The 22,882-nt window shown below is 65.3% G+C and carries 29 protein-coding genes; 12 read left to right on the forward strand and 17 right to left on the reverse strand.

Features of this window, described 5'->3' with window-relative positions; translation table 11 throughout:
- The 3 genes from Q0105_RS06585 to Q0105_RS06595 all read right to left on the reverse strand — a co-directional run bounded on the left by Q0105_RS06585 (position 1) and on the right by Q0105_RS06595 (position 2,386).
- A complete protein-coding gene (locus tag Q0105_RS06585; protein ID WP_298209975.1) occupies positions 1-903 on the reverse strand; it encodes a DMT family transporter in 903 nt (300 codons plus the stop codon).
- Positions 904-953: 50 nt separating this feature from the next.
- Positions 954-1,775 (reverse strand): pseudouridine synthase, encoded by an 822-nt coding sequence (locus Q0105_RS06590; protein WP_298209977.1) that lies wholly within the window; start codon positions 1,773-1,775, stop codon positions 954-956.
- A gap of 146 nt (positions 1,776-1,921) precedes the next feature.
- Positions 1,922-2,386: a TerB family tellurite resistance protein gene (locus tag Q0105_RS06595; protein ID WP_298209979.1), complete on the reverse strand. Its 465-nt coding sequence runs from the start codon at positions 2,384-2,386 to the stop codon at positions 1,922-1,924.
- Positions 2,387-2,532: 146 nt separating this feature from the next.
- Here Q0105_RS06595 and Q0105_RS06600 point away from each other — a divergent pair, with 146 nt between their 5' ends.
- The gene (locus Q0105_RS06600) at positions 2,533-3,468 is read left to right on the forward strand and encodes a DHHA1 domain-containing protein (RefSeq protein WP_298209981.1); all 936 of its coding nucleotides are present in this window, start codon (positions 2,533-2,535) and stop codon (positions 3,466-3,468) included.
- A 19-nt stretch (positions 3,469-3,487) separates the two neighbouring features.
- Here Q0105_RS06600 and Q0105_RS06605 read toward each other — a convergent pair whose 3' ends face one another.
- Complete coding sequence (locus Q0105_RS06605; protein ID WP_298209983.1) at positions 3,488-4,756, reverse strand: MFS transporter; 1,269 nt, start codon at positions 4,754-4,756, stop codon at positions 3,488-3,490.
- A 231-nt stretch (positions 4,757-4,987) separates the two neighbouring features.
- On the opposite strand from Q0105_RS06605, the gene Q0105_RS06610 reads away from it, so the two are divergent.
- Complete coding sequence (locus tag Q0105_RS06610; RefSeq protein ID WP_298209985.1) at positions 4,988-6,691, forward strand: flagellinolysin; 1,704 nt, start codon at positions 4,988-4,990, stop codon at positions 6,689-6,691.
- Positions 6,692-6,729: 38 nt separating this feature from the next.
- Here the strand turns inward: Q0105_RS06610 and Q0105_RS06615 are convergent, their stop codons facing one another.
- Positions 6,730-7,167 (reverse strand): thermonuclease family protein, encoded by a 438-nt coding sequence (locus tag Q0105_RS06615; protein ID WP_298209987.1) that lies wholly within the window; start codon positions 7,165-7,167, stop codon positions 6,730-6,732.
- A gap of 274 nt (positions 7,168-7,441) precedes the next feature.
- On the opposite strand from Q0105_RS06615, the gene Q0105_RS06620 reads away from it, so the two are divergent.
- Positions 7,442-8,014 carry a DUF2242 domain-containing protein gene (locus tag Q0105_RS06620; protein ID WP_298209989.1) on the forward strand — a complete coding sequence of 191 codons (573 nt, stop codon included), beginning with the start codon at positions 7,442-7,444 and terminating at the stop codon, positions 8,012-8,014.
- A 116-nt stretch (positions 8,015-8,130) separates the two neighbouring features.
- Here Q0105_RS06620 and Q0105_RS06625 read toward each other — a convergent pair whose 3' ends face one another.
- Positions 8,131-8,667 (reverse strand): pseudouridine synthase, encoded by a 537-nt coding sequence (locus tag Q0105_RS06625; protein ID WP_298209991.1) that lies wholly within the window; start codon positions 8,665-8,667, stop codon positions 8,131-8,133.
- 217 nt (positions 8,668-8,884) lie between these two features.
- Here Q0105_RS06625 and gltS point away from each other — a divergent pair, with 217 nt between their 5' ends.
- Positions 8,885-10,081, forward strand: coding sequence for a sodium/glutamate symporter (gene gltS / locus Q0105_RS06630; protein WP_298209993.1), 1,197 nt, complete (start codon positions 8,885-8,887; stop codon positions 10,079-10,081).
- A gap of 7 nt (positions 10,082-10,088) precedes the next feature.
- Here gltS and Q0105_RS06635 read toward each other — a convergent pair whose 3' ends face one another.
- Positions 10,089-11,039: a peptidoglycan DD-metalloendopeptidase family protein gene (locus tag Q0105_RS06635; RefSeq protein ID WP_298209995.1), complete on the reverse strand. Its 951-nt coding sequence runs from the start codon at positions 11,037-11,039 to the stop codon at positions 10,089-10,091.
- Positions 11,040-11,227: 188 nt separating this feature from the next.
- Between Q0105_RS06635 and Q0105_RS06640 the strand changes: the two genes are divergently transcribed.
- Positions 11,228-11,821 carry a carboxymuconolactone decarboxylase family protein gene (locus Q0105_RS06640; protein ID WP_298209997.1) on the forward strand — a complete coding sequence of 198 codons (594 nt, stop codon included), beginning with the start codon at positions 11,228-11,230 and terminating at the stop codon, positions 11,819-11,821.
- A 24-nt stretch (positions 11,822-11,845) separates the two neighbouring features.
- Here Q0105_RS06640 and Q0105_RS06645 read toward each other — a convergent pair whose 3' ends face one another.
- From Q0105_RS06645 to Q0105_RS06685, 9 genes are all read right to left on the reverse strand, one after another.
- A complete protein-coding gene (locus Q0105_RS06645) occupies positions 11,846-12,094 on the reverse strand; it encodes a hypothetical protein (RefSeq protein WP_298209999.1) in 249 nt (82 codons plus the stop codon).
- Between the two features lie 68 nt (positions 12,095-12,162).
- On the reverse strand, positions 12,163-12,618 hold the full coding sequence (locus Q0105_RS06650; protein ID WP_298210001.1) for an SRPBCC family protein: 456 nt from the start codon (positions 12,616-12,618) through the stop codon (positions 12,163-12,165).
- A gap of 119 nt (positions 12,619-12,737) precedes the next feature.
- Entirely contained in the window at positions 12,738-13,055 is a 318-nt protein-coding gene (locus Q0105_RS06655) for a DUF2322 family protein (protein WP_298210003.1), read from the reverse strand.
- Positions 13,056-13,170: 115 nt separating this feature from the next.
- Positions 13,171-13,500, reverse strand: coding sequence for a hypothetical protein (locus tag Q0105_RS06660; protein ID WP_298210005.1), 330 nt, complete (start codon positions 13,498-13,500; stop codon positions 13,171-13,173).
- A gap of 251 nt (positions 13,501-13,751) precedes the next feature.
- Positions 13,752-14,069: a hypothetical protein gene (locus Q0105_RS06665; RefSeq protein WP_298210009.1), complete on the reverse strand. Its 318-nt coding sequence runs from the start codon at positions 14,067-14,069 to the stop codon at positions 13,752-13,754.
- Between the two features lie 242 nt (positions 14,070-14,311).
- A complete protein-coding gene (locus Q0105_RS06670) occupies positions 14,312-14,851 on the reverse strand; it encodes a DUF924 family protein (protein WP_298210011.1) in 540 nt (179 codons plus the stop codon).
- Between the two features lie 10 nt (positions 14,852-14,861).
- A complete protein-coding gene (locus tag Q0105_RS06675) occupies positions 14,862-15,176 on the reverse strand; it encodes a type II toxin-antitoxin system RelE/ParE family toxin (RefSeq protein WP_298210013.1) in 315 nt (104 codons plus the stop codon).
- Entirely contained in the window at positions 15,173-15,391 is a 219-nt protein-coding gene (locus tag Q0105_RS06680) for an addiction module protein (protein ID WP_298210015.1), read from the reverse strand. The genes Q0105_RS06675 and Q0105_RS06680 overlap by 4 nt, the downstream gene beginning before the upstream one ends.
- Positions 15,392-15,675: 284 nt before the next feature.
- A complete protein-coding gene (locus tag Q0105_RS06685; RefSeq protein WP_298210018.1) occupies positions 15,676-17,499 on the reverse strand; it encodes a glutamine--tRNA ligase/YqeY domain fusion protein in 1,824 nt (607 codons plus the stop codon).
- 171 nt (positions 17,500-17,670) lie between these two features.
- Between Q0105_RS06685 and Q0105_RS06690 the strand changes: the two genes are divergently transcribed.
- The 7 genes from Q0105_RS06690 to Q0105_RS06720 all read left to right on the forward strand — a co-directional run bounded on the left by Q0105_RS06690 (position 17,671) and on the right by Q0105_RS06720 (position 22,297).
- Positions 17,671-18,024 carry a hypothetical protein gene (locus Q0105_RS06690; protein WP_298210020.1) on the forward strand — a complete coding sequence of 118 codons (354 nt, stop codon included), beginning with the start codon at positions 17,671-17,673 and terminating at the stop codon, positions 18,022-18,024.
- 163 nt (positions 18,025-18,187) lie between these two features.
- Positions 18,188-18,673: a type II 3-dehydroquinate dehydratase gene (gene aroQ / locus Q0105_RS06695; protein ID WP_298210021.1), complete on the forward strand. Its 486-nt coding sequence runs from the start codon at positions 18,188-18,190 to the stop codon at positions 18,671-18,673.
- Between the two features lie 13 nt (positions 18,674-18,686).
- Entirely contained in the window at positions 18,687-19,100 is a 414-nt protein-coding gene (gene arfB / locus Q0105_RS06700; RefSeq protein WP_298210023.1) for an alternative ribosome rescue aminoacyl-tRNA hydrolase ArfB, read from the forward strand.
- A gap of 117 nt (positions 19,101-19,217) precedes the next feature.
- The gene (locus Q0105_RS06705; RefSeq protein WP_298210025.1) at positions 19,218-20,069 is read left to right on the forward strand and encodes a class III extradiol ring-cleavage dioxygenase; all 852 of its coding nucleotides are present in this window, start codon (positions 19,218-19,220) and stop codon (positions 20,067-20,069) included.
- Positions 20,070-20,107: 38 nt separating this feature from the next.
- Positions 20,108-20,779 (forward strand): dienelactone hydrolase family protein, encoded by a 672-nt coding sequence (locus Q0105_RS06710; protein WP_298210027.1) that lies wholly within the window; start codon positions 20,108-20,110, stop codon positions 20,777-20,779.
- A 288-nt stretch (positions 20,780-21,067) separates the two neighbouring features.
- Positions 21,068-21,289: an amphi-Trp domain-containing protein gene (locus tag Q0105_RS06715; RefSeq protein WP_298210029.1), complete on the forward strand. Its 222-nt coding sequence runs from the start codon at positions 21,068-21,070 to the stop codon at positions 21,287-21,289.
- A gap of 114 nt (positions 21,290-21,403) precedes the next feature.
- Complete coding sequence (locus tag Q0105_RS06720; RefSeq protein WP_298210031.1) at positions 21,404-22,297, forward strand: DUF3014 domain-containing protein; 894 nt, start codon at positions 21,404-21,406, stop codon at positions 22,295-22,297.
- A gap of 18 nt (positions 22,298-22,315) precedes the next feature.
- Here Q0105_RS06720 and Q0105_RS06725 read toward each other — a convergent pair whose 3' ends face one another.
- Complete coding sequence (locus Q0105_RS06725; protein ID WP_298210033.1) at positions 22,316-22,783, reverse strand: Lrp/AsnC family transcriptional regulator; 468 nt, start codon at positions 22,781-22,783, stop codon at positions 22,316-22,318.
- Between the last annotated feature and the right edge of the window lie 99 nt (positions 22,784-22,882).

A 22,882-nucleotide genomic window follows, 5' to 3' on the forward strand; every position in this document is an offset into this window, starting at 1 on the left:
TCAGGGCGGGACCACGGCCTGCATGCGCTCCTGGCGCACCAGGTACAGGCCGCTGCCGATGATGATGGCCCCGCCCAGCAAGGTGCTGTAGCCCGGAACGGTCTGCCACAGCACCCAGTCCAGGCCCATGCCCCAGGCGAGGGCGGTGTATTCGAACGGGGCCACCACCGAAGCCTGCCCGTGGCGGAAAGCCTCGGTGATCGCGAGCTGGCCGCCAAACCCGGTAACAGCCAGCCCTGCCACCAGCAACCAGTGCGCCTGGTCCACACCCACCCACTGCGGCCAGGCCAGAGTGCCCGCGCCCAGCGCCAGCAGGGTGGTCGTCCAGAAGACCAGGCTGGCGCTGGAGTCGGTGCGTGTGAGCAGCCGGCCCGTGACGGCTGACACGGCATAACAACCGGCCGCCGCCAGCACCGCCAGCGCTCCGAGGGTGAAGAACGCCTCCTGGTTGGGGCGCAGCGCCACCAGCACGCCCACCATGCCCAGCGCAATCGCCACCCAGTGGGCGGCGCGCACCCGCTCGCGCAGCACCACGGTAGAGAGTGCCGTGATGAGCAAGGGCGCAATGAAGAACAGCGTGTAGGCCTCGGCCAGAGCCAGCTCGCGGATGGCAAAAGCAAACAGCGACAACATGGCCACGTTGAGCCCGCCGCGCAGCAGGTGCAGCGGCCAGCGCACCTTGAGCAGCCGGGTCGCCTCGCCGCGCCACAGCACATACAGTGCCACCAGCGGCAGCGCGGCCCAGCCGCGCAAGGCCGCCACCTGCATGGCCGGGTAATGCGCTGTGAGGGTTTTGAGCAGGGCGTCCATCAGCGAGAAAAACCCCACGGCCGCCACCATGGCCACGATGCCGCGCAGGTTGCCGGACGATGGCGAGCCCAGAGAAGAAGATGGCTGCTGCATGAGGGGGAAAAAAGAGACTGCGCAAAGGGAGGCGCAGCACGTGCGCGGGGTCAAAAAGTGTAGCGCAAGGGGCTTGATTGTTGGGCGCCGTTGCTGCATTCGGCGGCCTCCCACGGCAGCCGTGCCAGCAGCCGCTGCCAGTCCGCTGCGGGGCTGGCATCCATTGCATCTTCCATGGGCCCGTTCGGTTCGCTGCCCAGCACCTGTGGCCAGGCCAGTCCGCTGTCGAACACCATGGCAGCGCCCGTCACCGGGTGTGGCACCGTGAGCTGCCAGGCGTGCAGCCACAGCCTTTGTTGCCCCAGGCGCTCGGCCCACCAGCGGTTGAGGGGGCCCTTGCCGTGTGTGGCGTCGCCAATGATGGGGTGGGCCAGGTGCTTCAGGTGGCGGCGGATCTGGTGGCGCCGCCCGGTGGTGGGCACGGCCTCAACCAGCGAGGCGCGGGTGGTGGCAAAACGCGCATCGCTGGCCTCGGGCAGCGTGAGCTGCGCCAGGCGCCGAAAGCGGGTGTGGGCGTCTTGCACGGCGGCGTCGGCCGGGGCGTCGTCAGGCTTGAGCGCATGGTCCACCTCGATGGCGCCGGGCGCCCAGCCACGCACCATGGCCAGGTAGCGTTTGTGTGCGGCGCCGTGCTCAAAGGCTTGCGACAGCGCACGTGCTGCGTCGCTGTGCAGCGCCATCACCAGCACGCCGCAGGTGCCCTTGTCGAGCCGGTGCACGGGGTACACATGCTGGCCCAACTGGTCGCGCAGGGTCTGCATCACGAAGCGTGTCTCGCCTGCGTCCAGGCCCGTGCGGTGCACCAGCCAGCCTGCGGGCTTGTAGACGGCCACCAGGTGCTCGTCGCGCCAGAGGATGTGCAGTGGGTGCATGGAGGGGCGAGCAGGTCTGGGTAGGGAAGGCGCGCATTGTGCCGCAGGCTGTGCGGTCTACACTGCCCAGGCCAGCGGCCGCCGTGCAAGGGCCGCCCCGCCGCAGGGGCGGCGTCCCCCCTCGGGGGGAAGGCGCCGAAGGCGACTCAGGGGGGGCTTATTTCCTTCGCGCGCATCTTGGCGGCGATGTACTCGCCATGCGTCACGTGCAGCAGCCCGGCCACCTTGCTGATGGTGTGGTTCTCGTTCGCGTCGACGCGGGCATCGGCATAGGCCACCTGCCACATGGCTTCCACCAGCAGCACCTTCTGCTCTTGCGTGAAGTGCTCGTTGAGGCTGCTGGTAAAGCGCTGGTAGTCGTAGGCGGTTTTCGACGTGGTGACGGCCAGCTCCAGCAGGCGGTCCAGCTCGTCGTCGCTCAGCGCGAACTTGCTGCGCAGCGCAGTGACCATGGTGGTGCGCTCGGCGGGGTCCATGGAGACATCGAACCGCACCACTTCCACCAGCAGCACGGCGGCGGCCAACTGCACGGCGTGGGTGCGCTCCTGGGCGGATGGGGCCGCTGCGGGCTGCATCAGGCTGTCGAGCAGGTCTTTGAGGGTCTGGAACATGGTGGGTGGGTGCTTTCGTGTTGTCAGGTTCTCGGCAGGGGTGGATGCAGAACGGGCGGCCTTGGTTCCCGCTGGCGGGCTCAGGCCGGGCTTGGCCATATTCCGCTCGCTGCCCGCAATGGGGCGCGCGACAATCGGGGGTGATGATGACGAAAAAAACCATTCTCCCCCTGCAACTGCTGGTTGCCCCCGACGAAAACGACCCAGCACCGCTGATTCTGTACCACGGGCGCAATTGCCCCGACGGCTTTGGCGCCGCGTTGGCCGCCTGGCTGTACTACGGCGACAGCGCCGAGTACGTGGGGCTGGACCACGGCGATGTCACCACCGTGGACGACCTGCCGCCCCTGCAAGGCCGTGCGGTCTATATCCTGGACTTCTCGTTTTCCACCGAGGTGATGGCCGCCATCGACGAGCGCGCGGCCAAGCTCGTGATGCTGGACCACCACAAGAGCGCCGCCGAAAAGCTCACCGGCTTTGCCTGCCGCTGCGGCGTGGTGCACTTTGACATGAGCAAGTCGGGCGCGCGCCTGGCATGGGAGTTTTTTCACCCGGACACGCCTGTCCCGGCGCTGCTCCAATATGTGGAGGACCGCGACATCTGGAAATGGGAGTTTGCCGACAGCGGCGCGTTTCTTTCTGCACTCGACATGGAGACACAGGATTTCGCGCGCTGGAGCGAGATCGCGGCCTTCGCGCCCGAGCAGCTTGCGCAGTTCATGGCACGCGGCGCGGCCATGGACGAGAAGTACAAAAAACTCTGCGCCGACATCGCCGAAGGCGCGCAGCCCCTGGTGTTCAACGGCATCGAGGGGCTGATGGTGAACGCGCCCGGCATGTTCCACAGCCTGGTGGGCGACATCCTCTCTGCAAAGACCGGCACCTTCGCATTGATGTGGAGCGCGGGCGCCAAGGGCGTGAAGGTGGGTTTGCGCGCGCAGCGCAACTTTGACTGCATCGCGCTGGCCGAAAGCATGGGCGGCGGCGGCCATGCACAGGCCTGCGGCTTCAAGATGAAGGTGGAGCGCCTGCCCGAATTGCTGAGCGGCACCTTCAACGCGGCGCAGCAACAGCCGGGCTGAAGCGGGGGGCTCGCAAGGCTCAATGGGCGTTGGCGGCCTCTTCAAAGCGGTCCACCTTGCGCAGCGACTGAAAAGCCAGCATCCAGCCGCCCACCACACCCAGCGTGCACAGGCCGCCCACCACGGCGGCGGGCACCACGCCCAGCCACGATGCGCTGGTGCCTGCGCGGAACTCACCCAACTCGTTGGACGAGCCGATGAACAACATGTTCACCGCGTTCACCCGCCCGCGCATGGTGTCGGGCGTGGAGAACTGCACCAGCGCCCCCCGGATGTACACGCTCACCATGTCGGCCGCGCCCGCCACCATCAGCGCTGCGAACGACAGCCAGAACCACGTGGAAAGCGCGAACACCAGATTGGCTGCGCCAAACACCGCCACCGCGATGAACATGGTGCGCCCCACGCGGCGGTTGAAGGGCCGCATGCTGAGGTACAGCCCCGCGCCCACCTCACCCACCGCCATGGCGCTGCGCAGGGCGCCCAGGCCCGCCGGGCCCACGTGCAGCACCTCTTGCGCATAGATGGGCAGCAAGGCCACCACGCCGCCGAGCAGCACGGCGAACAGGTCCAGCGAAATGGTGCCCAAAATGATGGGCCGCGAGCGGATGAACGCAATGCCCGCGCCAAAACGCTGGAACATGGTTCCCTGCGTTGGCCCCGGCGCGCTGGCATAAGCCACCACCACGCGCAAAAGCAGCACCACGCCCAGCACAAAACACGCGCAGCACACGGCATAGGTCAGCTCGCCGCCGCCTAGCGCATACAGCAGCCCGCCCAGTAAAGGCCCGCCAATGCTCGCTGCCCGCATGAGCATGCTGTTGGCGGCAATGGCCTGCGCCAACTGGCTGCGCGGCACGATCTGGGGCAACAGGCTTTGCATGGCCGGGCCTGAAAACGCGCGTGCGCAGCCATACAGCACCAGCACCGCGTAGATGCCCGCCACGCCGCTGGCCCCATGGCCCGCCAGCCACCACAGCAGCGCGCTGCACACGGCGCCCACCGACCAGGCGAGCGCCAGGATGCGCCTGCGGTCAAACCGGTCGATCAAATCACCCGCCGGGAGCAGCAGGCACAGCATGGGCAAAAACTGCGCCAGGCCCACATAGGCCAGCGCCATCGGCTCGCGCGTGAGGTCATACACCTGCCAGGCCACCACCACGGCCTGCACTTGGGTGGCGACCACGGCCACCACGCGGGCGATCAGAAAGGAGAGAAAGCCGGCATGGCGATAGACGCTGGCCGATTCGGCGCCAGGCGCCGCAGGAGAGGAATGGGGGGTGGTCATGACAACGAGGCGCAGGGCTGGGGAGCCGGGAAAAGCCCCCAGGATGCTAGCGGTTACCCCGCTTTTGCGCTGGACGCCTGGGCAAAAACCCGCAGAAATGGAGCATCAGGTTTTGCGGTGACCTGCCGATATGAAGACAAGAAGCGGGTTTTCCTGGTCTCTATGCCATGGCGTGGGGGCTCCGGAAGCTGTTTGTTCATTCATCTCTCGCCAGGAGTGCACGGGGCTGTTATGGGGTTGACGATCAACACCAACGTGATGTCGCTGAATGCGCAACGCCGGCTTGGCGGGGCGCAGAACGACATGCTCACGACCGTGCAGCGCCTGTCGTCGGGCCTGCGCATCAACAGCGCCAAGGACGACGCGGCGGGTCTGGCCATTTCCGAACGCTTCACCGCCCAGATACGCGGGCTGAACCAGGCGGTACGCAATGCCAACGACGGCCTGTCGCTCATGCAGACGGCCGAGGGTGCGTTGCAGAGCGTCACCGCCAGCCTGCAGCGCATCCGCGAGCTGGCCGTGCAGGCCGCCAACGACACCAACAGCGCGACCGACCGGCAGGCGATTCAGGCTGAAGTTTCGCGCCTGGCGCAAGAGATCGACCGCACCGGGATGGCCACGCAGTTCAACGGCATGGACGTGTTCGACCGCTCCAATGCCAGCGTGGTGGGCGACGAAAACCTGCTGGGCGTGTTTGACGGCCTGACCAGCGCAGGCAGTTGGCTGGAGAGCAGCGAAAACCTCATCCGCACCTACTATGGCCTGCAGGCCGACGGGGCGGCGTTGAACATTCGCTACACCGGCTACACCGATGGCGCGGGCGGCGTGGCCGCCTATGTGCAGGCCACGGGTTTTGATGGGCAGGGGCGGGGCACCAACCTCACGCTGCAGGTGGACATGGCCGACTTTGTGCCGCCCAACATGCCCAACGGCGGCACCGCGCCGTACTACAACGACCGCATCATCGGCCACGAGATGGTGCACGCGGTGATGGCGCGATCCACGAACTGGCAGGACATCACCAGCAACCACCTGTGGTTTGCCGAGGGCACGGCCGAATTTATCCAGGGCGCAGACGAGCGGGTGCGCGCCGACGTGGCCAACCTGGGCGCGGCAGGTGTGGTGGCGGCCATCGGCGGGCCCAGCAATACCAGCGAGTTCTACTCGGCCAGCTATTCGGCGGTGCGCTACATGCACGACCGCATCAAGGCCGCGGGCGGCACGGGCATCAAGGACGTGCTCACGTACATGAGCAACAACCCCGGCGCCACGCTCGATGCCGCCATCGGCGCAGCATCGGCAGGGGCCTTTACCAGCGCAGCCGACGTGCAGACACAGTTCGCGGCCAACGGCGCGGCCTTTATCGGCACGTTCGACTTCAACAATGCCGACACCGGCGCCATTGGCGGCGCCGACGTGGACAGCGGCATGGTGCGCGATGCCAAGGCCGCCATCCCCAACCAGGGCAGCCGCTCGGGCAAGGACGTGCTGCAGGGCTTCACCGAGACGTACGAGACCATTGCGTCCTCGGGCGGCGCGCTCAGCACCAAGGTGTTCCAGGTGGGCGCCAACGCCAACCAGACGCTGGAGACCCGCGTAGGTGCCATCGGCATCGGCGCCATGGGGCTGCGCAACACGCTGGATGTGACGGTGTCAGCCGCGCAGGCCATCGTGTCGGTGGACCGTGCGCTCGACTACGTGAACAGCCAGCGCGCCGTCATCGGCGCCCAGTCCTCGCGCCTGGAATCCGCCATCGCCAACCTGCAGGTCGGCAGCGAGAACCTCTCGGCCAGCCGCTCGCGCATCACCGATGCCGACTTTGCGGTGGAAACCGCATCCCTTGCCCGCCAGCAGATCCTGCAACAGGCGGGCAATGCGATGGTGGTGCAGGCCAACCAGATGCCCCAGGGCGTGCTGGCCTTGTTGCGCACCTGATCGATACCCTCCCCACACGAACAACCAGCGTTGCGCGCCTATTGCTTGCTGCGCCGGTGCCGGTAATCCCACGGCGCCAGCGGGCGCCGCTGCGACCACAGGCCTGTGCCGTTGTTGCGCGCCTGCTGCTGTAGCGGCGCCAAGTGCGGGTGTGCGCTGGCGTAGGGTGTGTACACCCAGGCGAGCCCGGCGCGCACCTGGGCCGTGGCCACATCGGTGCCGCCGCAGCGCACATTGGCCACGGTGCGGCCATAGCTGTCCTTGTCCACCGGCTGCAAGGTGGTCTGCTGCCTGAAGCACAGCCGCGCCAGGTTCTGCCGCGACTTCTGGCCGAAGGCCTGGCGAGACTCGGGCGCATCGATGGCGGCCACGCGCACCTTGACCTGCTGGTAGGCGCCGGGCGTGCCGCAGCGCACGGTGAGGGTGTCGCCGTCGCTGATGGCGACGACCAGGCAGAGCAGGGAGGCAAGGGGCACGGGCGGGCAGGCAAAGAGGCGGTGAGGGGGCGTTTAATCAGCGTTTTTTGCCCCTAGCGCTTGATGGATAAGCGCTAAAAGCTATCAATAGTGTAGCATTCGCGGTGCGCATGTATGGCGCCGCTGGGCATCGTCAGCGGCCGTGGGCGAGGGCTTTGCGTGGTGTTGCCATGGCATAGATTCATAGAATCCACGGAACCGCGCGCAGCCTGCGCCGTCAGAGCACCCAGGCCCGCAGCGTTGAGAAAAAAACATGACCCCGACCGAGAAAAAAATGGAGAACCCATTGCCAAACCCTGCGCAGACCGCGCCAGCGCCGTCCCTGGCCGCCCTGTTGTGCGCATCGGCACTGCTGCTGGCGGGGTGTGTGGGCACCACGGTCAAGACCTTCGGGGTGCAGGAGAACTTTGGGTCCGTCACCACCTACTCGCGCCTGTTCGACGCCACGCCCGCACAGACCTGCGAGGCGTCGCGCCGCGCGTTGCTGAGCCAGGGCTATGTCATCTCGTCCAACGCCGCCGACATGGTGGAGGGCAACAAGAGTTTTCAGCCTGAACCCGAATCGCACCTGCAGATGGTGGTGCGCGTGGTGTGTGTGCCCGAGGCCAATGGCGGCAAAGTGAGCCTGGGCTTCGTGACCGCCACGCAGGACACCTACGCCCTGCGCAAGACCAACAACTCGGCCAGTGTGGGCGTGGGTGCCATCGGTTCGGTGTCGCTGCCGTTTTCGTCCAGCAGCGAGTCGCTGGTCAAGGTGGGCAGCGAAACCATCTCTACGGACGCGTTCTACGAAAGCTATTTCGACCTGGTCAAACGCTATCTGATGATGGACCAGGCGGTGGATTGATTCGGGTTCGCTCGGCGCCTCATCCCAACCGTTCGCGCTCAGCGTGAACGGTTTGGTGTCTGTTTTTTTGAATGCCTATCGATCTGGTGGGCCGAGAGCGGGCGCCAACCCTGGCATCACCCCTGCCAGGTGCCTGGCGCCAGTCCTTCCAGCGTGTGCGGCCCGATCGCTGCGCGGATCAGCCGCAGCGTGGGGTGGCCCACGGCCGCCGTCATGCGGCGCACCTGCCGGTTGCGGCCCTCGCGGATGATGAGTTCAACCCAGGCCGTGGGGATGGCCTTGCGCTCGCGGATGGGCGGGTTGCGCGGCCACACCTCGGGGGCGGGTTCCATCAGGCGTGCGCGGGCGGGCAGGGTGGGGCCGTCGTTCAGCACCACGCCCTGGCGCAGCGCGGCCAGCGCGGCGTCATTCGGGATGCCCTCCACCTGCACCCAGTAGGTTTTTTCCATCTTGAAGCGCGGGTCGGCGATGCGGGCCTGCAGCTTGCCGTCGTTGGTGAGCAGCAGCAGCCCCTCGCTGTCGGCGTCCAGCCGCCCGGCCACGTACACGCCGGGCAGATCGATGTAGTCCGCAAGGCCCTGCCACTTGCCCTCGGCGGTGAACTGGCTGAGCACACCATAGGGTTTGTTGAAGCGGATCAGGCGCGAGGTCATGGGCGGGGCGGCGGCATCTTGGGGGCGGGCTGCAGAGCATAGCCGCAGCCAGAGGCTGGCGGCCGGGAAGGGGTTGCACGGGTTTTTGCAGAGTTGGGGTTTTCCCTGTAGAGGTAAAATCAGCACCTACCGCTACTCGCCATTGAGTAAGCAGCTATTTATTCGATAGCACTTGAAACTGGGCCGTGTTGCCTGCCCCCCTTTAGGAGACACCGCCATGCTCACCGTCGAACTCGATATCGCCCAAACCGTTGGTATTGCCGCCGTGTTGCTGGTGCTGGGCGAATTCATCAAAAAGCGCGTCAGCCTGCTTTCGCGCTATTTCATCCCTGGACCGATCATCGGCGGCGTGCTGTTCTCGCTGGTGGCGCTGGTTGGCCACCAGACCGGCAGCTTCAGCTTTGTGTTCTACGACAACATGCGTGCCTTTCTGCTGCTGGTGTTCTTCACCACCATCGGGTTTTCGGCCAGCTTCGAGCTGCTCAAAAAAGGCGGCTTGGGCGTGGCGCTGTTCCTGGCGGCGGCTGTGGGCCTGGTGCTGATCCAGAACACGATGGGCGCGGCGCTGGCCAGCGTTTTGGGCGTGCACCCGCTGATCGGCGTGGCGGCGGGCTCGGTCTCGCTCACCGGCGGGCATGGCACCTCGGCCGCGTTCGGCCCGCTGCTGGAGCAGGCCGGTGCCGTGGGCGCGCTGCCTGCCGCCATTGCCGCCGCCACCTATGGGCTGGTGGCGGGCTGCCTGATCGGCGGGCCGGTGGGCACGCTGCTGATGCGGCGCAATGGCCTGCACGGCCCGACCGGCGAGGCTGTCGGCGCGGCGCCGCTGCCCCAAAGTGCACCCGACGCTGGCGACACGACGAGCGACACCGTGATGTACGCCACCATTCTGATCACCGTGGCCATTGGCGCTGGCACCTTGCTGGTGAATTGGCTCAAGGGCATGGGCCTGACCCTGCCGGCCTACCTGGGGCCCATGCTGGTGGCGGCGCTGGTGCGCAACGTGATCGACTGGCGCAACTGGCATCTGCCGATGCGCCAGTTCGAGGTGGTGGGCAATGTCTCGCTGGCTTTTTTCCTGACCATGGCGCTGATGTCGATGAAGCTGTGGGAGCTGGCCCAGGTGGCCGGTCCGCTGCTGGTTATCTTGCTGGCGCAGACGGCGGTGATGTTCGCCTATGCCTACTGGGTCACCTTCCGCGTCATGGGCGGCGACTACGACGCGGCTGTCATTGCCGCCGGCCATTGCGGCTTTGGCATGGGGGCTACGCCTAACGCCATGGCCAATATGCAGGCCTTCACGGCCACCAACGGCCCGTCGGTGAAGGCGTTTTTCGTGATCCCGCTGGTGGGCTCGCTGTTCATCGACTTCTTCAACGCGGTGATCATCACCGCGTTCATGAATTACCTGAAGTAAGCGGGTTTTAGGCCGCCACGTTGCCGGGCAGAAACAGCGCCGGGTCCACCATGGCGCGGTTGAGCATCACACCCCAGTGCAGGTGCGGCCCCGTCACGCGGCCCGTGGCACCCACCTTGCAGAAGGCCTCGCCTGCCTGCACCACGTCGCCCACACGCACATCCATGCTGCTCAGGTGGCAGTACATCGTGAGCAGGCCCTGTCCGTGGTCCAGCCACACCGTGCCGCCGTTGAAGAAGTAGTCGCCCACATCGATCACCTTGCCCGCCAGCGGCGCCACGACGGGCGTGCCCGTGGGCGCGGCGATGTCCATGCCGCTGTGCGGGTTGCGCGGCTGGCCGTTGAACACGCGCCGCAGCCCGAACGAGCTGGACCGCCGCCCCGGCACCGGCACTTGCATGCGCAGCGAGGGCAGCGCGTGGCCTGCGGGTTGGTCGCTGAAGGTCGCCATCACCAGCGCCTGGTGGTCGCGCTCGCGCTCGTAGCGGGCCTGGTCCTCGGGCGACAAGTCCACCGTGCGCGGCGACACCTTGAGGTGCTGCTCCTTGTACTGCTTGGGCGCCACCGCGTATTTCACCTGTCGCAGGCCGCCGCCATCGGCATGCTGCGCCACGCTGATGTGCGCATCGCCCGGCGTTGCCGCCAGCGTTATGCCCACCACCGCCGTCCATTCAATCGCGTCGCCCACCACCAGCACAGGCACATCCGCATCGCCCTGGCGCAACTTGGCCCGTGGCCGCGCGGCTGCCGGGCCCAGCGACAAACGCGCCACGCCGCCAGGCACTTGCAGGGCTTGCGGCCATACGGCAGGCGCCGGGGGCAAAGGCTTTGCGTGCAACAACCCCAGGGGCGGCAGCGCCAACCAACTGCCCGCGCCCATCACCATCATCAAGGCGCGGCGGCGGGAAAGAGGGAGCGCAGAAGGGGCGGGAACGAGGGGGAGAGAGGATTCAGGCACGGCAGAACGGTAACAGCAACAACAACGGCGAAACGTGGCGGGTGATGAGGCCAACGAATGTACCCCTCGATTTTGCGCCCCCGCAGCGTCAGCGGTTTCATCGCTATGCTTGCCTTCTTGTTGATGGAGGAGTTCTCTTCTTCCATCCTTCGGCCGATTCGATTGTTGTTGTCTTGGAGATTCTGTTCATGCCCCGTCTGTCGCCACTGCCCCCTGAAACCACACCTGCGCTGAAGGAACACTTCGACTTCTTCCTCGGCACGCTGGGTTTTACCCCCAACAGCGTGCTGACGATGCAGCGCAAGCCCAAACTGGTGCAGGCGTTTGCCCAACTGAACGGTGCGGTGATGGACCCTGATGGCGAGGTGGATCTCGGCTTTCGAAGGCTCATCGGCCACGTGGTCAGCAAGGTATCAGGCTGCCTGTATTGCCAGGCGCATACCCTGCTGGGGGCCAAGAACTTTGGCATCAGCGAGGCCAAGCTGGCCGATGTGTGGACGTATGCGAGCAGCCCGCACTACAGCGAGCGCGAACGCATTGCGCTCGACTTTGCCCTGGCTGCGGCCAGCCAGCCCAATGCTGTGGATGACGAACAATTCGCCCAACTGCGCAAACATTGGAGCGAAGGCGAGATCGTGGAATTGCTGGGCGTGGTGGCCATGTTCGCGTTTCTCAACCGCTGGAACGACACCATGGCCACGCCCTTGGAGGCCGCGCCCACCGAGGTTGCCGTCCAGACACTGGGCGCGCAGGGGTGGACGGCGGGCAAGCACTCCAGCTAGCGCAGGGGCGGCGCGGCGCCGTCCTCAGTGCGTCACAAACTCATAGGTCACGGCTTCGCTCTCGACCATGTCCAGCACCTCGTGCAACTCGTCCTCGCTCTCGGTGCTGCTCCACATGTCTTCGGGGTCGGTGGCGAACAGGGGCTCGATGGCGATGTCCAGAAACTTGCCGTCGGCCATCTGAATCACTGGCGTGCCCTCCGAGGTCTCGACCAGCGCCCAGTCGTCGGGCACCGACATTTCGAGCTGGATGGTGACGTTGAGCTTTTTCATGGTGAATTCCTGGGTTGCGAAGAAAGAAAGGCGGGCAGGGTAACCGAGTTTCGCTGGCCGGGGGCGCATCAACCCGGAATCTCGGGCTCCACCAGCAGCGCCAGCAACTGCAGCGACTCTTGCCAGCCCAGGTAGCACATCTCGGTAGGGATCACGGCCGGAATACCCGCCTGCACGATGGACACCTCCGTGCCCACCATCACCTTTTTGAGCGCAATGGTGGTGCGCATCTCTCCGGGCAGGTTGGGGTCGTCGAACCGGTCGGTGTGCACGATGCGCTCGCCGGGCACCAGCTCCACATACTCGCCGCCAAACGCATGCGTGCCGCCGCTGCTCAGGTTGGTGAACTGCATGCGGTAGCTGCCGCCCACGCGTGCATCCAGGCTCAGCACCCGACCGGTAAAGCCGTGGGGCGGCAGCCATTTGCACATCGCGTCGGGGTCCAGAAAGGCGCGGTAGATGCGTTCGGCGGGCGCGCGCAGCACGCGGTGCAGGGTCACGGTACCGGTGGTGTTTGTAGTCATGGCGGTCTCCTTGGGGGGAATCATGGGTGGCTCACAGAGCGAGCCATGAAACCATATCCGCAAATCCCCCTGCGTGCGAGGTGACGGCAGCCTGTTGTGGCCGCAGGCTCAGGCAGTCTTCAGGCCGAAACCGTGCGCACCACAAAGCTCTCGCCACCCTGCGCCCAGGCCAGCAGCCGGTCGATATTGGGGTGCTTGCCAGGGAAGGCCCGCGCATCCGCCACATGCTCTGCATACCACTCCAGCCCCAGCCCGGCCGCCGCAGGCGTGATGTGCCCGCCATACAGCGCCGCCAGCGCGGCATACACCACCAGCGAGCCCGTCTGGCCAGGCTTGTTCTCAATGGTGGCCAGCACCTGGCCGTCGGCGCCCAGCAGGTGCAGGGCCGCGAGGTGGCTGGCGGAAGGGAGTTGCTGAAGGCGGTCTGCGAAATTCATGGTGGCTAGGGTATAAATTTGAATGAAATTGGCCTCTAGCGCTTGATGAGTAAGCGCTAGCAGCTATGAAAAAATGAGTAACCTCTGATGTTACGGGATCGACGGGAGGCGCGTATCACGCCTGCCACACCCCAAACCCCGCCGAGCGCAGGTCGATGCCGATCTCGATCTCCCGGTCCACCGCCTCTTCGTAGCCCATGGGGTTGAAGCCCTCGTACAAATCGGGCAGCAGCCGCAGGCCGTACTGCGTCACAAACCGGTTGGCCTGGATGCCCGCCTTGTGCTTGTCAAACCGCACATCCGGGTCCAGGCCGGTCATGCCGACATACACGCAGGGTTTGCCGTCGATGTAGCCGGGGTTGTTCTTGCGAAAGCGCGGCTCGTTCAGCACGTCTTTGGAGAGTTCGATGACATAAACGTGGTGATGGGGCTTTCGGCGGCGCATGGAGTGTTCTTTAGAAAAATGGCGCTACCGCAAGTGGAACAAGCGCAAGCAGCTACGAAAGATATAGCGAGGCGCACGCATCGATCAGCGCGAGGAGCCAGGCGCACTCATAAACGCCATCCCATCGGCTTGGGACCGTGGTTTTTCGATTCCATTTCCAAATCATTTGTCGTCTCTAGGCGCGAAGCCACGGGCAGTGCTGCAGTACGACAAGGCGAAACAACAACGACATGGATGATTTAGAAATGGAATTACAGCGCGCTTCCCAGCGCCCCCAGAAGCCGCGCACTCACCTCGGCGGCATCGGGCGTGGCGAACTGCATGTTGTGCTGCTCCGTCAGCGGGCCGTGGCCGGGTTCCATGCCACCGGCAGTGCTGTAGCCCATGGCCTTGAACTTCCAGGCCCCGCCCACCTTTTTGAGCGAGCCAACATGCGCCCCATTGGCCGTGTGCACCGCCACCACCGCGGCGTTGATGGGCAACAACTGTAAGGGGCCGACCACCGGGCCGGGTGGCACATGGGCGAAGGTGGGTGTGAAGGGAGGCGTCAAGGGCTGAGGCAGAGGCATGGCGTTGTTTGTATCTCAAAAGCGGGGCGCCCACCGCCCAATGCCACGCTGCCTCCGGGCCTTGCCATGAACGATGACGCACCGTAGGCCACAGTTGCGGTACGTGGTGTGCGGATTCATGGGGCCGCATGGGCTGGCGGGCTTCAAGTAGGCAGGCAGCGATTGAGCATTAAATCAGGCGCTTGCGCATGATTAGAAAGTGCTACTAGCTATTAAAAACGTAGCGAAAACAGTTCAAAATGTTAGAACGACGACCCAGGCTCGTTCAAAAACATCCGCTCCTGCGGCGTGGATGTGCGGCCCAAAACGGCGTTGCGGTGCGGGTAGCGGCCAAAGCGGTCGATGATGGCCTTGTGGCGCAGCTCAAAGTCCAGATTGCCCTCCATGCCCGGCTGCGAGAACAGTGCGACGGCTTGTTCGTGGACCAGCGCCGATTCACTGTGCATATAGGGCATGTAGGCAAAGATGCGCTGCGCCGTGGGCAGGCTGCGGTCTTGCCCGCTGGCCACCAGCTCTTGCGCCAGCGCCAGGGCCAAGGCGTCTTGCGCAAAGGCGCGGGGCGTGTCGCGCCACACATTGCGCGAGAACTGGTCCAGCACAAGGATTTCTGCCAACCGACCTTCTGCAGTCGTGCGCCACGCATACAACTCGCACCGTGCCGCTGCATCCAGCGTGTCGCCAAAGCGGGTGCGGATGGTTTCGTCCAGTGCGGTGTCTTTGGCGAAGTGCTGCTTGGGGGTGAGTTCTTCGAACCAGAATTGAAGGATGGGTTGGGGTTGCATGGGGAGAGCTTCAATGCTGTTCTGGCTCCGAACTAAACCTTGCTGTCCAGTATCCCGGCTTGCGGTGCAAATGCGCCACGGCGATGACGATGACTTCCTGCCCCTCCTCCACTGCGTAGACCACGCCGTACGGGAAGCGTTTCAATCTGCAACGGCGGGTGTTTGTACTCAGCGGATGCCACGCTGTGGGGTACTGCTGTATCAGACCAAAGGAATGGACAACCTCGGCCAAAAAACGCTCTCCCAAACCATCCGCCTGCAGCGCGTACCACTCGTAGGCTTCGTCAAGCTCGATTTGTGCTTCACGCAGAAGCTTGAAATTCATGGCAACTTGTACTTGGCCATAACTTCCGACAAGGGGACGGCCTTGACTTGTCCAGTGCGGTACGCGGCAAGGCGCTTTTCGGCTTCGGCGGCCCAAAGCGCATCCATGGCGGTGTCGGGTGCATCAAGACCCTGAAGAATTTCTTCTACCAGCGCGATGCGTTCCAGGGCAGGCAGTTGTGCAATTTGCTGTTGCAGGGCTTGGGTGTTGTGCATGACTGCTCCTTACGGAAGGGTTACTTTACTGCGCAAGCGCGTCCTGCGCAAAGGCGCGCGGCGTGTCGCCAAACCGCGCACGGATGGTTTTGTCCAGCGCGGCGTCTTTGACGAAGTGCTGCTTGGAGGTTAGCTAAGGATTGTGAGCGAGTCGATTGTGAGTCGACCACCGCTTTGAGGAATGGCGCTCGTCGGCAGCTCAGGACTCAAAGCCGCCAGCGGCCTAAAAGTAAAGGCCAGCAAACCTCAAAATCTGCTGGCCCTTTTTTCTTATTCAAGGGAAATTACTTGCCCCAAGAATCCTTCAACCCCACCGCCAAGTTAAACACCGGCTTGCCCGCCTTGTGGTCAATGCGGTCCGCCACAAAGTACCCGTGCCGCTCAAACTGAAACTTGTCGTCCGGCTTTGCATTCGCCAATGACGGCTCCACGATGGCCGTCACCACCTTCAGGCTGTTCGGGTTCAGGCTTTCAATAAAGTCCTTGCCACCCGCGTCGGGGTGGGCATCGAGGAACAGGCGGTCGTACATGCGCACTTCGGCGTTCACGCCGTCGGCGACGCCCACCCAGGTGATGGCGGCTTTGACCTTCACGCTGTCGGCGCCGGGGGTGCCGCTTTTGGTGTCGGGCACCACGGTGGCCAGCACTTCGGTGATGTTGCCTGCCGCGTCTTTGGTGCAGCCGGTGCATTCGATGACGTAGCCGCCCTTCAGGCGCACCTTGTTGCCGGGGAACAAACGCTTGTAGCCCTTGGGCGGCACTTCTTCAAAGTCTTCGCGCTCGATCCACACCTCTTTGCCGATGGTGAAGTGGCGCACTGGGCTCTCCACACCTTCGGGCGGGTGGGGCAGGGCGGGCAGGCTGCAGGGCTCCAGGTGACCTGCACCCATCACCTCGTCCCAGTTGGTCAGCACCAGTTTGACGGGGTTGAGCACAGCCATGCCGCGGTGGGCCTTGAGTTCCAGGTCTTCGCGCAGGCAGCCTTCCAGGGTGCCGTAGTCGATCCAGCTGTCGCTCTTGGTCACGCCGATGCGCTCGGCGAACATCTGCAGTGCGGCGGGGGTGTAGCCACGGCGGCGCAGGCCGACTATTGTTGGCATGCGGGGGTCGTCCCAGCCGCTGACCTTGTGGTCGTACACCAGTTGGGCCAGTTTGCGCTTGCTGGTGATGACGTAGGTGAGGTTCAGGCGCGCGAATTCGTATTGGTGCGGGGCGGGGTTGGCCAGCAGGCCGCCTTCGCACAGCCGCTCCAGCAGCCAGTCGTAGAAGGGGCGCTGGTCTTCGAACTCCAGCGTGCACAGGCTGTGGGTGATCTGCTCCAGCGCATCCTCGATGGGGTGCGCGTAGGTGTACATGGGGTAGATGCACCAGGCGTCGCCCGTGTTGTGGTGGGTGGCGCGGCGGATGCGGTAGATGGCCGGGTCGCGCATGTTGATGTTGGGGCTGGCCATGTCGATCTTGGCGCGCAGCACCATCGATCCATCCTCGTGCTGGCCATCGCGCATTTCGCGGAACCGGGCCAGGTTTTCGGCCGGGGTGCGGCTGCGAAAGGGGCTGTCCACACCGGGCTTGCTGAAGTCGCCCCGGTTGATGCGCATCTGCTCCACCGTCTGCTCGTCCACATAGGCGTGGCCCGCTTGCACCAGGTATTCGGCGGCGCGGTACATGAAGTCGAAATAGTCGCTGGCCTGGTAGGGCTGGGCGCTGCCCGGTTGCGCCCAGTCGAAGCCCAGCCATTGCACCGCGTCGATGATGCTGTTGACGTATTCGGTGTCTTCTTTTTCGGGGTTGGTGTCGTCAAAGCGCAGGTGGCACACGCCGCCGTAGTCGCGCGCCAGGCCGAAGTTCAGGCAGATGCTTTTGGCATGGCCGATGTGCAGGTAGCCGTTGGGCTCGGGGGGGAAGCGGGTGCGGATCTTGGCGGGGTCAGGCTGGCCGGCCGCATGGTGGGCGGCGTCGCCGGGGGAGCCGGCCCAGCGGCGGGTGGCGTAGGTGCCTTTGTCCAGGTCATGTTCGATGATCTGGCGCAGGAAGTTGCTGGTCTTGGCGGTTTCTGGGGCTGCAGCGGCGGCGCTGGCGGCGGTGTTGGCGGGGGAGGGGGTGCTCATCCAGCCATTTTAGGCGGCGGTTTCGTGATGCATTACGCATTGAAACGAGCGCGTATACGTTCAGACACAACGTAAAGACACTTTTGTGCCATCCTTTTGGCTACTTGGTGCGTTATGTACCGGTGAGGCGGGTCCGTTTGGCTGGCTGCCTTCACTCACAAGGAGATTTCCATGACGATAACCCGTTCTATCCGTGCCATGGCCGCCTCGGCTGGCGTGGCGCTGGCCCTGTTGGCCGGTGCTGGCGCTGCCCAGGCCCGTGACGTCCATTGGTCGGTGGGTGTTGGCGTGCCCGGCGTGGTGATCGGCGCCAGCAATGGCTACTATGCGCCCGCCCCGGTGTACGTGGCGCCGCCCCCTCCGGTGTATTACGCGCCCCCCCGGCCCGTGTACTACAACGCCCCTCCGGTGTACTACTCGCCACCACCGCCCGTGTACTACGGCGGCTATGGCTACCGGCATCGCCACCATGGTTACAGGCACGGCCGTGGTTATGGTGGTCGCCACTGGGACCGCGACGACTAGCCCGCCTGGCTGATCGGCCACCAACCTCTTGGGCGCGAGTCGCTCACAGGCAGCGTTGCACAGGCTGCCTTTTACAGCGGTCCCTCGGGGCCGCTTTTTTATGGGGCACGCATAATCGCGCACTCGGGTCCGCCGGTGTGGCGGGCGCTCAGCCCGGAGAAGCATGTTGTCTGCAAAAAAAACCGTTTTTGTCCTCAATGGCCCCAACCTGAACCTGCTGGGCACGCGCGAGCCCGCCGTGTATGGCGCCGCCACGCTGGCCGATGTGGAAAAGCTCTGCGCTGACGCCTGCCAGCGCCACGGTTTTGCGCTGCGGTTTCACCAAAGCAACCACGAGGGCGCGCTGGTGGACTGGATCCATGAGGCGGGGCGCCTGCACGCAGCGGGCGAGTTGGCGGGCGTGGTGATCAACGCCGGGGCCTACACCCACACCAGCATTGCCCTGCACGATGCCACCAAGGGCACGGGCATCACGCTGATCGAGCTGCACATCAGCAACGTGCATGCGCGTGAGGCGTTCCGCCACCACTCCTACATGGCGGCGGCGGCCAAGGCGGTGATGTGTGGCTTTGGCGTGCTGGGCTACGGCCTGGCCATCGACGGCCTGGCGCAGTTGCTGGCGGCGCAGCAGCAGCAGCCAGCAGCCTGATCGAGCACCCAGCATGGCCCTTGTGCCCCTTTTGGTGCCCGAGGCCGAGGTGGAGATCACCGCCATGCGCGCCCAGGGCGCGGGCGGGCAAAACGTCAACAAGGTGTCGAGCGCCGTGCACCTGCGCTTTGACGTGGCGGCATCGTCGTTGCCCGAGGGTGTGAAGGAGCGCCTGCTGGCCCTGCGCGACACCCGCATCACACAAGAGGGCGTGGTGGTCATCAAGGCCCAGCAATACCGCAGCCAGGAGCAAAACCGCGCCGATGCGCTGGAGCGCCTGACCGCGCTGGTCAACACCGTGGCCGTGCCGCCCCGCGTGCGCCGTGCCACCAAGCCCACCTATGGCTCGCAGCAGCGGCGGCTGCAAGGCAAAACCCAGCGCAGCGAGACCAAGGCGTTGCGAGGCCGGGTGCGCGACGGCTCCTGAAACCGGTATCTTTTGGCGCCATATTGGCATTACTGGCGGAACAATCAGTCCGATTAGATGGGCTTTGTCTCGTCGATCGACAGTTCTACAGTCAAGGCATTCACCGAAGGAGTCGCCATGTCTGCCACTGTTTCCACCTCTGCCCCCGTCACCACGGCGCCTGTTGTGCCAGAAGCCCTGGTGCCCGCGCTGTTCGTATCGCACGGCGCGCCGCTGTTTGCGCTGGATGCGGGCACCACCGGCCCAGCGCTCACGCAGTGGGGCACCAGCCTTCGGGCGCAATACCCCGGTCTGCGCGGCGTGGTCGTCATGTCGCCGCACTGGATGGCGCGCTCGGCGCAGGTGATGACCGGGCCGCAGCCTGCCACCTGGCACGACTTTGGCGGGTTTCCGCCTGCGCTGTACCAATTGCAGTACCCCGCCCCCGGCTCGCCCGCGCTGGCGCAAGAGGTGCTGGGCCTGCTGCAGGCGGCGGGCGTGGCCGCCCAGGGCGATGCCGCGCGCCCCTTTGACCATGGCGCCTGGGTGCCGCTGATGCATTTGTTCCCTGAGGCCGATGTGCCCGTGGTGCAAGTGGCCTTGCCTGTGGGTGCGGGTCCGGCCGAGGTGTATGCGTTGGGCGCCGCCTTGCGCGGCCTGCGCAGCCAGGGCGTGCTGGTGTTGGGCTCGGGCAGCATGACGCACAACCTGGCCGAGTTTTTTGGTGGCGAGCGCGCACCCGCGCCCTATGTGCTGGAGTTCAGCCGCTGGATCGAGGATGCGCTGGCGCGCGGCGACATGAAGGCGCTGCTCAACTACCGCAGCCAGGCCCCGCACGCCCTCCGCGCGCACCCCACCGAAGACCACTTTCTGCCCATCTTCTTTGCGCTGGGCGCGGCGGGCGACGACCTGCATGCCGACTACTTGAGCCGCGAGGTGATGTACAGCATGCTGTCGATGGATGCATTTGCGCTGCATCCCGTGCATTGAGCCTTTTTATCAATAAAAACTGCCTCTGGCGCTTATATATGCTTCATCTACCGCTCACTTTTTTGCAGCGACCTGCGGCCGCAAACACTCCCCGCCCCTGGCTGCTGGTGCTGATGCACGGCGTGGGCAGCAACGAGCAGGACCTGTTCAGCCTGGCGCCGCAGATCCCTGGGCGTTTTCATGTGCTCAGCCTGCGCGCGCCGTATCGCATGGGGCCGGGCGCGCATGCCTGGTTTGACTTTTCTATCGAGCCCAATGGCGAGCGCACCATCAACGAGCCGCAAGAGGCCCAAAGCCGCGCCCTGGTGGCACAGGCCGTTGAGTCTGCCGCCGAGCAACTGGGCATTCCGCCCGAGCGCGTGGTGGTGGGCGGCTTCAGCCAGGGCGGCATCATGGCGCTGTCGCTGCTGCTGACCCGGCCCGCGCTGCTGCAGGCGGGCCTGGTGTGGCACAGCCGCCTGTTGCCGCAGGTGGTGCCGCTCACGGCGCCTGCCGATGCGCTGCGCGGCAAACAACTGTGGCTCAGCCACGGCACACAGGACAACGTGATCCCGCTGGCCAGCGCGCAGGCCATTGCGCGCCACATGGCGCCCCTGCCGGTGACGGTGGCGTACCACGAGTTCCCCGGCGCGCACGAGATCCGGCCGGCGGAGCTGGCGGCCACGGTGGCCTGGCTGGAGGCGCTGTCGGCCACGCCCACGGCGTTTTGACGGCGCTCCCGTTAGACTTTTAACCTAGAAACCGCAGTTGGATGCGCTCGCCAGTGCCACGATCGGCGTGCCAGGCAAGGCGCGAGGACGCAGTGGGCTCATGCCCGCAAGGACGAGCAACGCCGCATGGTGCGCTGAGCGTGGTGCTGGCGGGCGCATAGCGGTGTAACCAAACAGGTGAACGTGCTCGAAGCCAAAAAGTGCTGTGCCCAGAGGAACTTACGAAGATCAACAAGCGGCCAACTGCGGTTTCTAGGTTCAAGACCTTATAAGGACGAAAGGACGCCCATGCCAGACAGCCGCGACATAGAAAAGACGTACCCCATCAGTGAGTTCGTATCGAAGCTTCGCCGCCTCGCTGACTGCCTGGAGGCGGGCGAGCAATTCGAGATACAGATTGCCGGTGAGAGGATCTATGTGCCCGTTCGGGCGACCTACAACATCGAGCATGAACGCGGGGACGGCGCCCAAGAGATCGAGTTTCAGATCAAGTGGAAGAAGACGGAATAGGCTTTGCCGCCATCCGCTTGCGCTGAGTGCACGCCGGCCTTTGTGGCGCAACGGGGGAACGCTTGGCGCTCTGGCCTGTCGGACAAGGGTTGTTCCGCGCTTTAAGGAGACCTGATGCCCGATCAAGACACCGCCGAGTTCCGCCCCGCGCCAGAGCGCAGCAGGGCGTTCCCCTGGATCATCACCATCTTGCTGGCCTGCGCCGTGGCGGCCGGTGTCGCCTGGTGGTTCTGGCTGCGCGCGGCGGCGCCCCCCGCCGTGGCGCCGCCCGTGGCTGCAGCGCCTGAGGCGCCCGTGGCGCCACCGCCCCTGCCCGAAGCATCTGGCCCGCAGAACCCTGTGGACGCACTCGCCCCGCCCGAAGCGGCCTTGCCTGCGCTGGCGCAGTCTGATGCGCGGGTGGCCGAGCTGCTGGCAGAACTGGTCGGGCGCGAGAAGATGCTGTCGTTTTTGCTGACTGATGGTTTCATCCGCCGCGTGGTGGCCACGGTGGACAACCTGGGCCGCGCCCAGGCCCCGTCGCGCATGTGGCCGGTGCACCCCATGCCCCAGCGGTTCGTGGTGGATGGCGGGGGCAACGGGCCCACACCCATCGCCGCCGCCAACGCGGCCCGCTACAACGCCTTTCTGGCTTTTGCCGAGGCCGTGCCGCTGGAGCCTGCCGTGGCCTTGTATGCGCGGCTGTACCCGCTGTTCCAGCAAGCGTATGAAGAACTGGGCTACCCCAAGCGCTACTTCAACGACCGACTGGTGGCGGTGCTGGACGACCTGCTACGCACCCCCGAGCCCACCGGCCCGCTGATGGTGAAGCTCACGCCCGTGAACACCGAGGTGGCCAACCTGCGCCCCTGGGTGCGTTATGAGTTTGCCGACCCGGCGCTCGAAGCACTGCCCAGCGGGCAAAAGATCCTGCTGCGCATGGGCCCCGCCAACGAGGCCCGCGCCAAGGCCTTGGTCCGCGAACTGCGCCGCCGCATCGCCACCAGCGAGCTGCCGCCCAAGCAGTGATGCAGGGCGCGCCGGGGCTTACACCGGCAGCGCCATGGTGCGCTTGACCTCCTTGAGCGAGAAGCTCGTCGAGATCTCGCGCACGCCCGGCAGGCTGCGCACATGGGTGCGCACGTAGTCGGCAAACGATTCCAGGTCGGCCGCCACCACCTCCAGCTGATAGTCGTACCGGCCCGAGAGGTTGTGGCACGACAACACCTGCGGCATGGCCATCACCTCGCGCTCCAGGGCCGAGGTGGTGTCGGCGGTGTGGTCGTGCAGCGCCAGTTGCACAAAACCCAGCACGCCCCAGCCCACGCGCTGGCGGTGCAGATGGGCGTGGTAGCCCGCGATGACGCCCGCTTCTTCCAGCGCCCGCACGCGCCGCCAGCAGGGTGAGGTGGACAGCGACACCGCCTCGGCCAGATCGCCCACGGTGGCGCGGCCATCGCGCTGCAGGGCGTTGAGCAGGGTGCGGTCCACGGGGTCGAGCGGGTAGGTGTCCATGATGTTGGTGGAGGGTTTGGGGCAAATTTTGCCCTTTGAATGCGATTATTGGGTAAATATGGCGAAATATTGCCCCGCCATGGGTTCAAGAATCTCTCC

It is taken from the genome of Acidovorax sp. (genome assembly GCF_027492855.1).
Classification (GTDB): Bacteria; Pseudomonadota; Gammaproteobacteria; order Burkholderiales; family Burkholderiaceae_C; genus Acidovorax.

Bases quoted from the DNA above. Each gene is read 5' to 3' on its own strand.
- Q0105_RS06585 (WP_298209975.1), bottom strand. From the start codon at position 903: ATGCAGCAGCCATCTTCTTCTCTGGGCTCGCCATCGTCCGGCAACCTG.
- Q0105_RS06590 (WP_298209977.1), bottom strand. From the start codon at position 1,775: ATGCACCCACTGCACATCCTCTGGCGCGACGAGCACCTGGTGGCCGTC.
- Q0105_RS06595 (WP_298209979.1), bottom strand. From the start codon at position 2,386: ATGTTCCAGACCCTCAAAGACCTGCTCGACAGCCTGATGCAGCCCGCA.
- Q0105_RS06600 (WP_298209981.1), top strand. From the start codon at position 2,533: ATGACGAAAAAAACCATTCTCCCCCTGCAACTGCTGGTTGCCCCCGAC.
- Q0105_RS06605 (WP_298209983.1), bottom strand. From the start codon at position 4,756: ATGACCACCCCCCATTCCTCTCCTGCGGCGCCTGGCGCCGAATCGGCC.
- Q0105_RS06610 (WP_298209985.1), top strand. From the start codon at position 4,988: ATGGGGTTGACGATCAACACCAACGTGATGTCGCTGAATGCGCAACGC.
- Q0105_RS06620 (WP_298209989.1), top strand. From the start codon at position 7,442: ATGGAGAACCCATTGCCAAACCCTGCGCAGACCGCGCCAGCGCCGTCC.
- Q0105_RS06625 (WP_298209991.1), bottom strand. From the start codon at position 8,667: ATGACCTCGCGCCTGATCCGCTTCAACAAACCCTATGGTGTGCTCAGC.
- gltS (WP_298209993.1), top strand. From the start codon at position 8,885: ATGCTCACCGTCGAACTCGATATCGCCCAAACCGTTGGTATTGCCGCC.
- Q0105_RS06640 (WP_298209997.1), top strand. From the start codon at position 11,228: ATGCCCCGTCTGTCGCCACTGCCCCCTGAAACCACACCTGCGCTGAAG.
- Q0105_RS06645 (WP_298209999.1), bottom strand. From the start codon at position 12,094: ATGAAAAAGCTCAACGTCACCATCCAGCTCGAAATGTCGGTGCCCGAC.
- Q0105_RS06650 (WP_298210001.1), bottom strand. From the start codon at position 12,618: ATGACTACAAACACCACCGGTACCGTGACCCTGCACCGCGTGCTGCGC.
- Q0105_RS06655 (WP_298210003.1), bottom strand. From the start codon at position 13,055: ATGAATTTCGCAGACCGCCTTCAGCAACTCCCTTCCGCCAGCCACCTC.
- Q0105_RS06660 (WP_298210005.1), bottom strand. From the start codon at position 13,500: ATGCGCCGCCGAAAGCCCCATCACCACGTTTATGTCATCGAACTCTCC.
- Q0105_RS06665 (WP_298210009.1), bottom strand. From the start codon at position 14,069: ATGCCTCTGCCTCAGCCCTTGACGCCTCCCTTCACACCCACCTTCGCC.
- Q0105_RS06670 (WP_298210011.1), bottom strand. From the start codon at position 14,851: ATGCAACCCCAACCCATCCTTCAATTCTGGTTCGAAGAACTCACCCCC.
- Q0105_RS06675 (WP_298210013.1), bottom strand. From the start codon at position 15,176: ATGAATTTCAAGCTTCTGCGTGAAGCACAAATCGAGCTTGACGAAGCC.
- Q0105_RS06680 (WP_298210015.1), bottom strand. From the start codon at position 15,391: ATGCACAACACCCAAGCCCTGCAACAGCAAATTGCACAACTGCCTGCC.
- Q0105_RS06685 (WP_298210018.1), bottom strand. From the start codon at position 17,499: ATGAGCACCCCCTCCCCCGCCAACACCGCCGCCAGCGCCGCCGCTGCA.
- Q0105_RS06690 (WP_298210020.1), top strand. From the start codon at position 17,671: ATGACGATAACCCGTTCTATCCGTGCCATGGCCGCCTCGGCTGGCGTG.
- aroQ (WP_298210021.1), top strand. From the start codon at position 18,188: ATGTTGTCTGCAAAAAAAACCGTTTTTGTCCTCAATGGCCCCAACCTG.
- arfB (WP_298210023.1), top strand. From the start codon at position 18,687: ATGGCCCTTGTGCCCCTTTTGGTGCCCGAGGCCGAGGTGGAGATCACC.
- Q0105_RS06705 (WP_298210025.1), top strand. From the start codon at position 19,218: ATGTCTGCCACTGTTTCCACCTCTGCCCCCGTCACCACGGCGCCTGTT.
- Q0105_RS06710 (WP_298210027.1), top strand. From the start codon at position 20,108: ATGCTTCATCTACCGCTCACTTTTTTGCAGCGACCTGCGGCCGCAAAC.
- Q0105_RS06715 (WP_298210029.1), top strand. From the start codon at position 21,068: ATGCCAGACAGCCGCGACATAGAAAAGACGTACCCCATCAGTGAGTTC.
- Q0105_RS06720 (WP_298210031.1), top strand. From the start codon at position 21,404: ATGCCCGATCAAGACACCGCCGAGTTCCGCCCCGCGCCAGAGCGCAGC.
- Q0105_RS06725 (WP_298210033.1), bottom strand. From the start codon at position 22,783: ATGGACACCTACCCGCTCGACCCCGTGGACCGCACCCTGCTCAACGCC.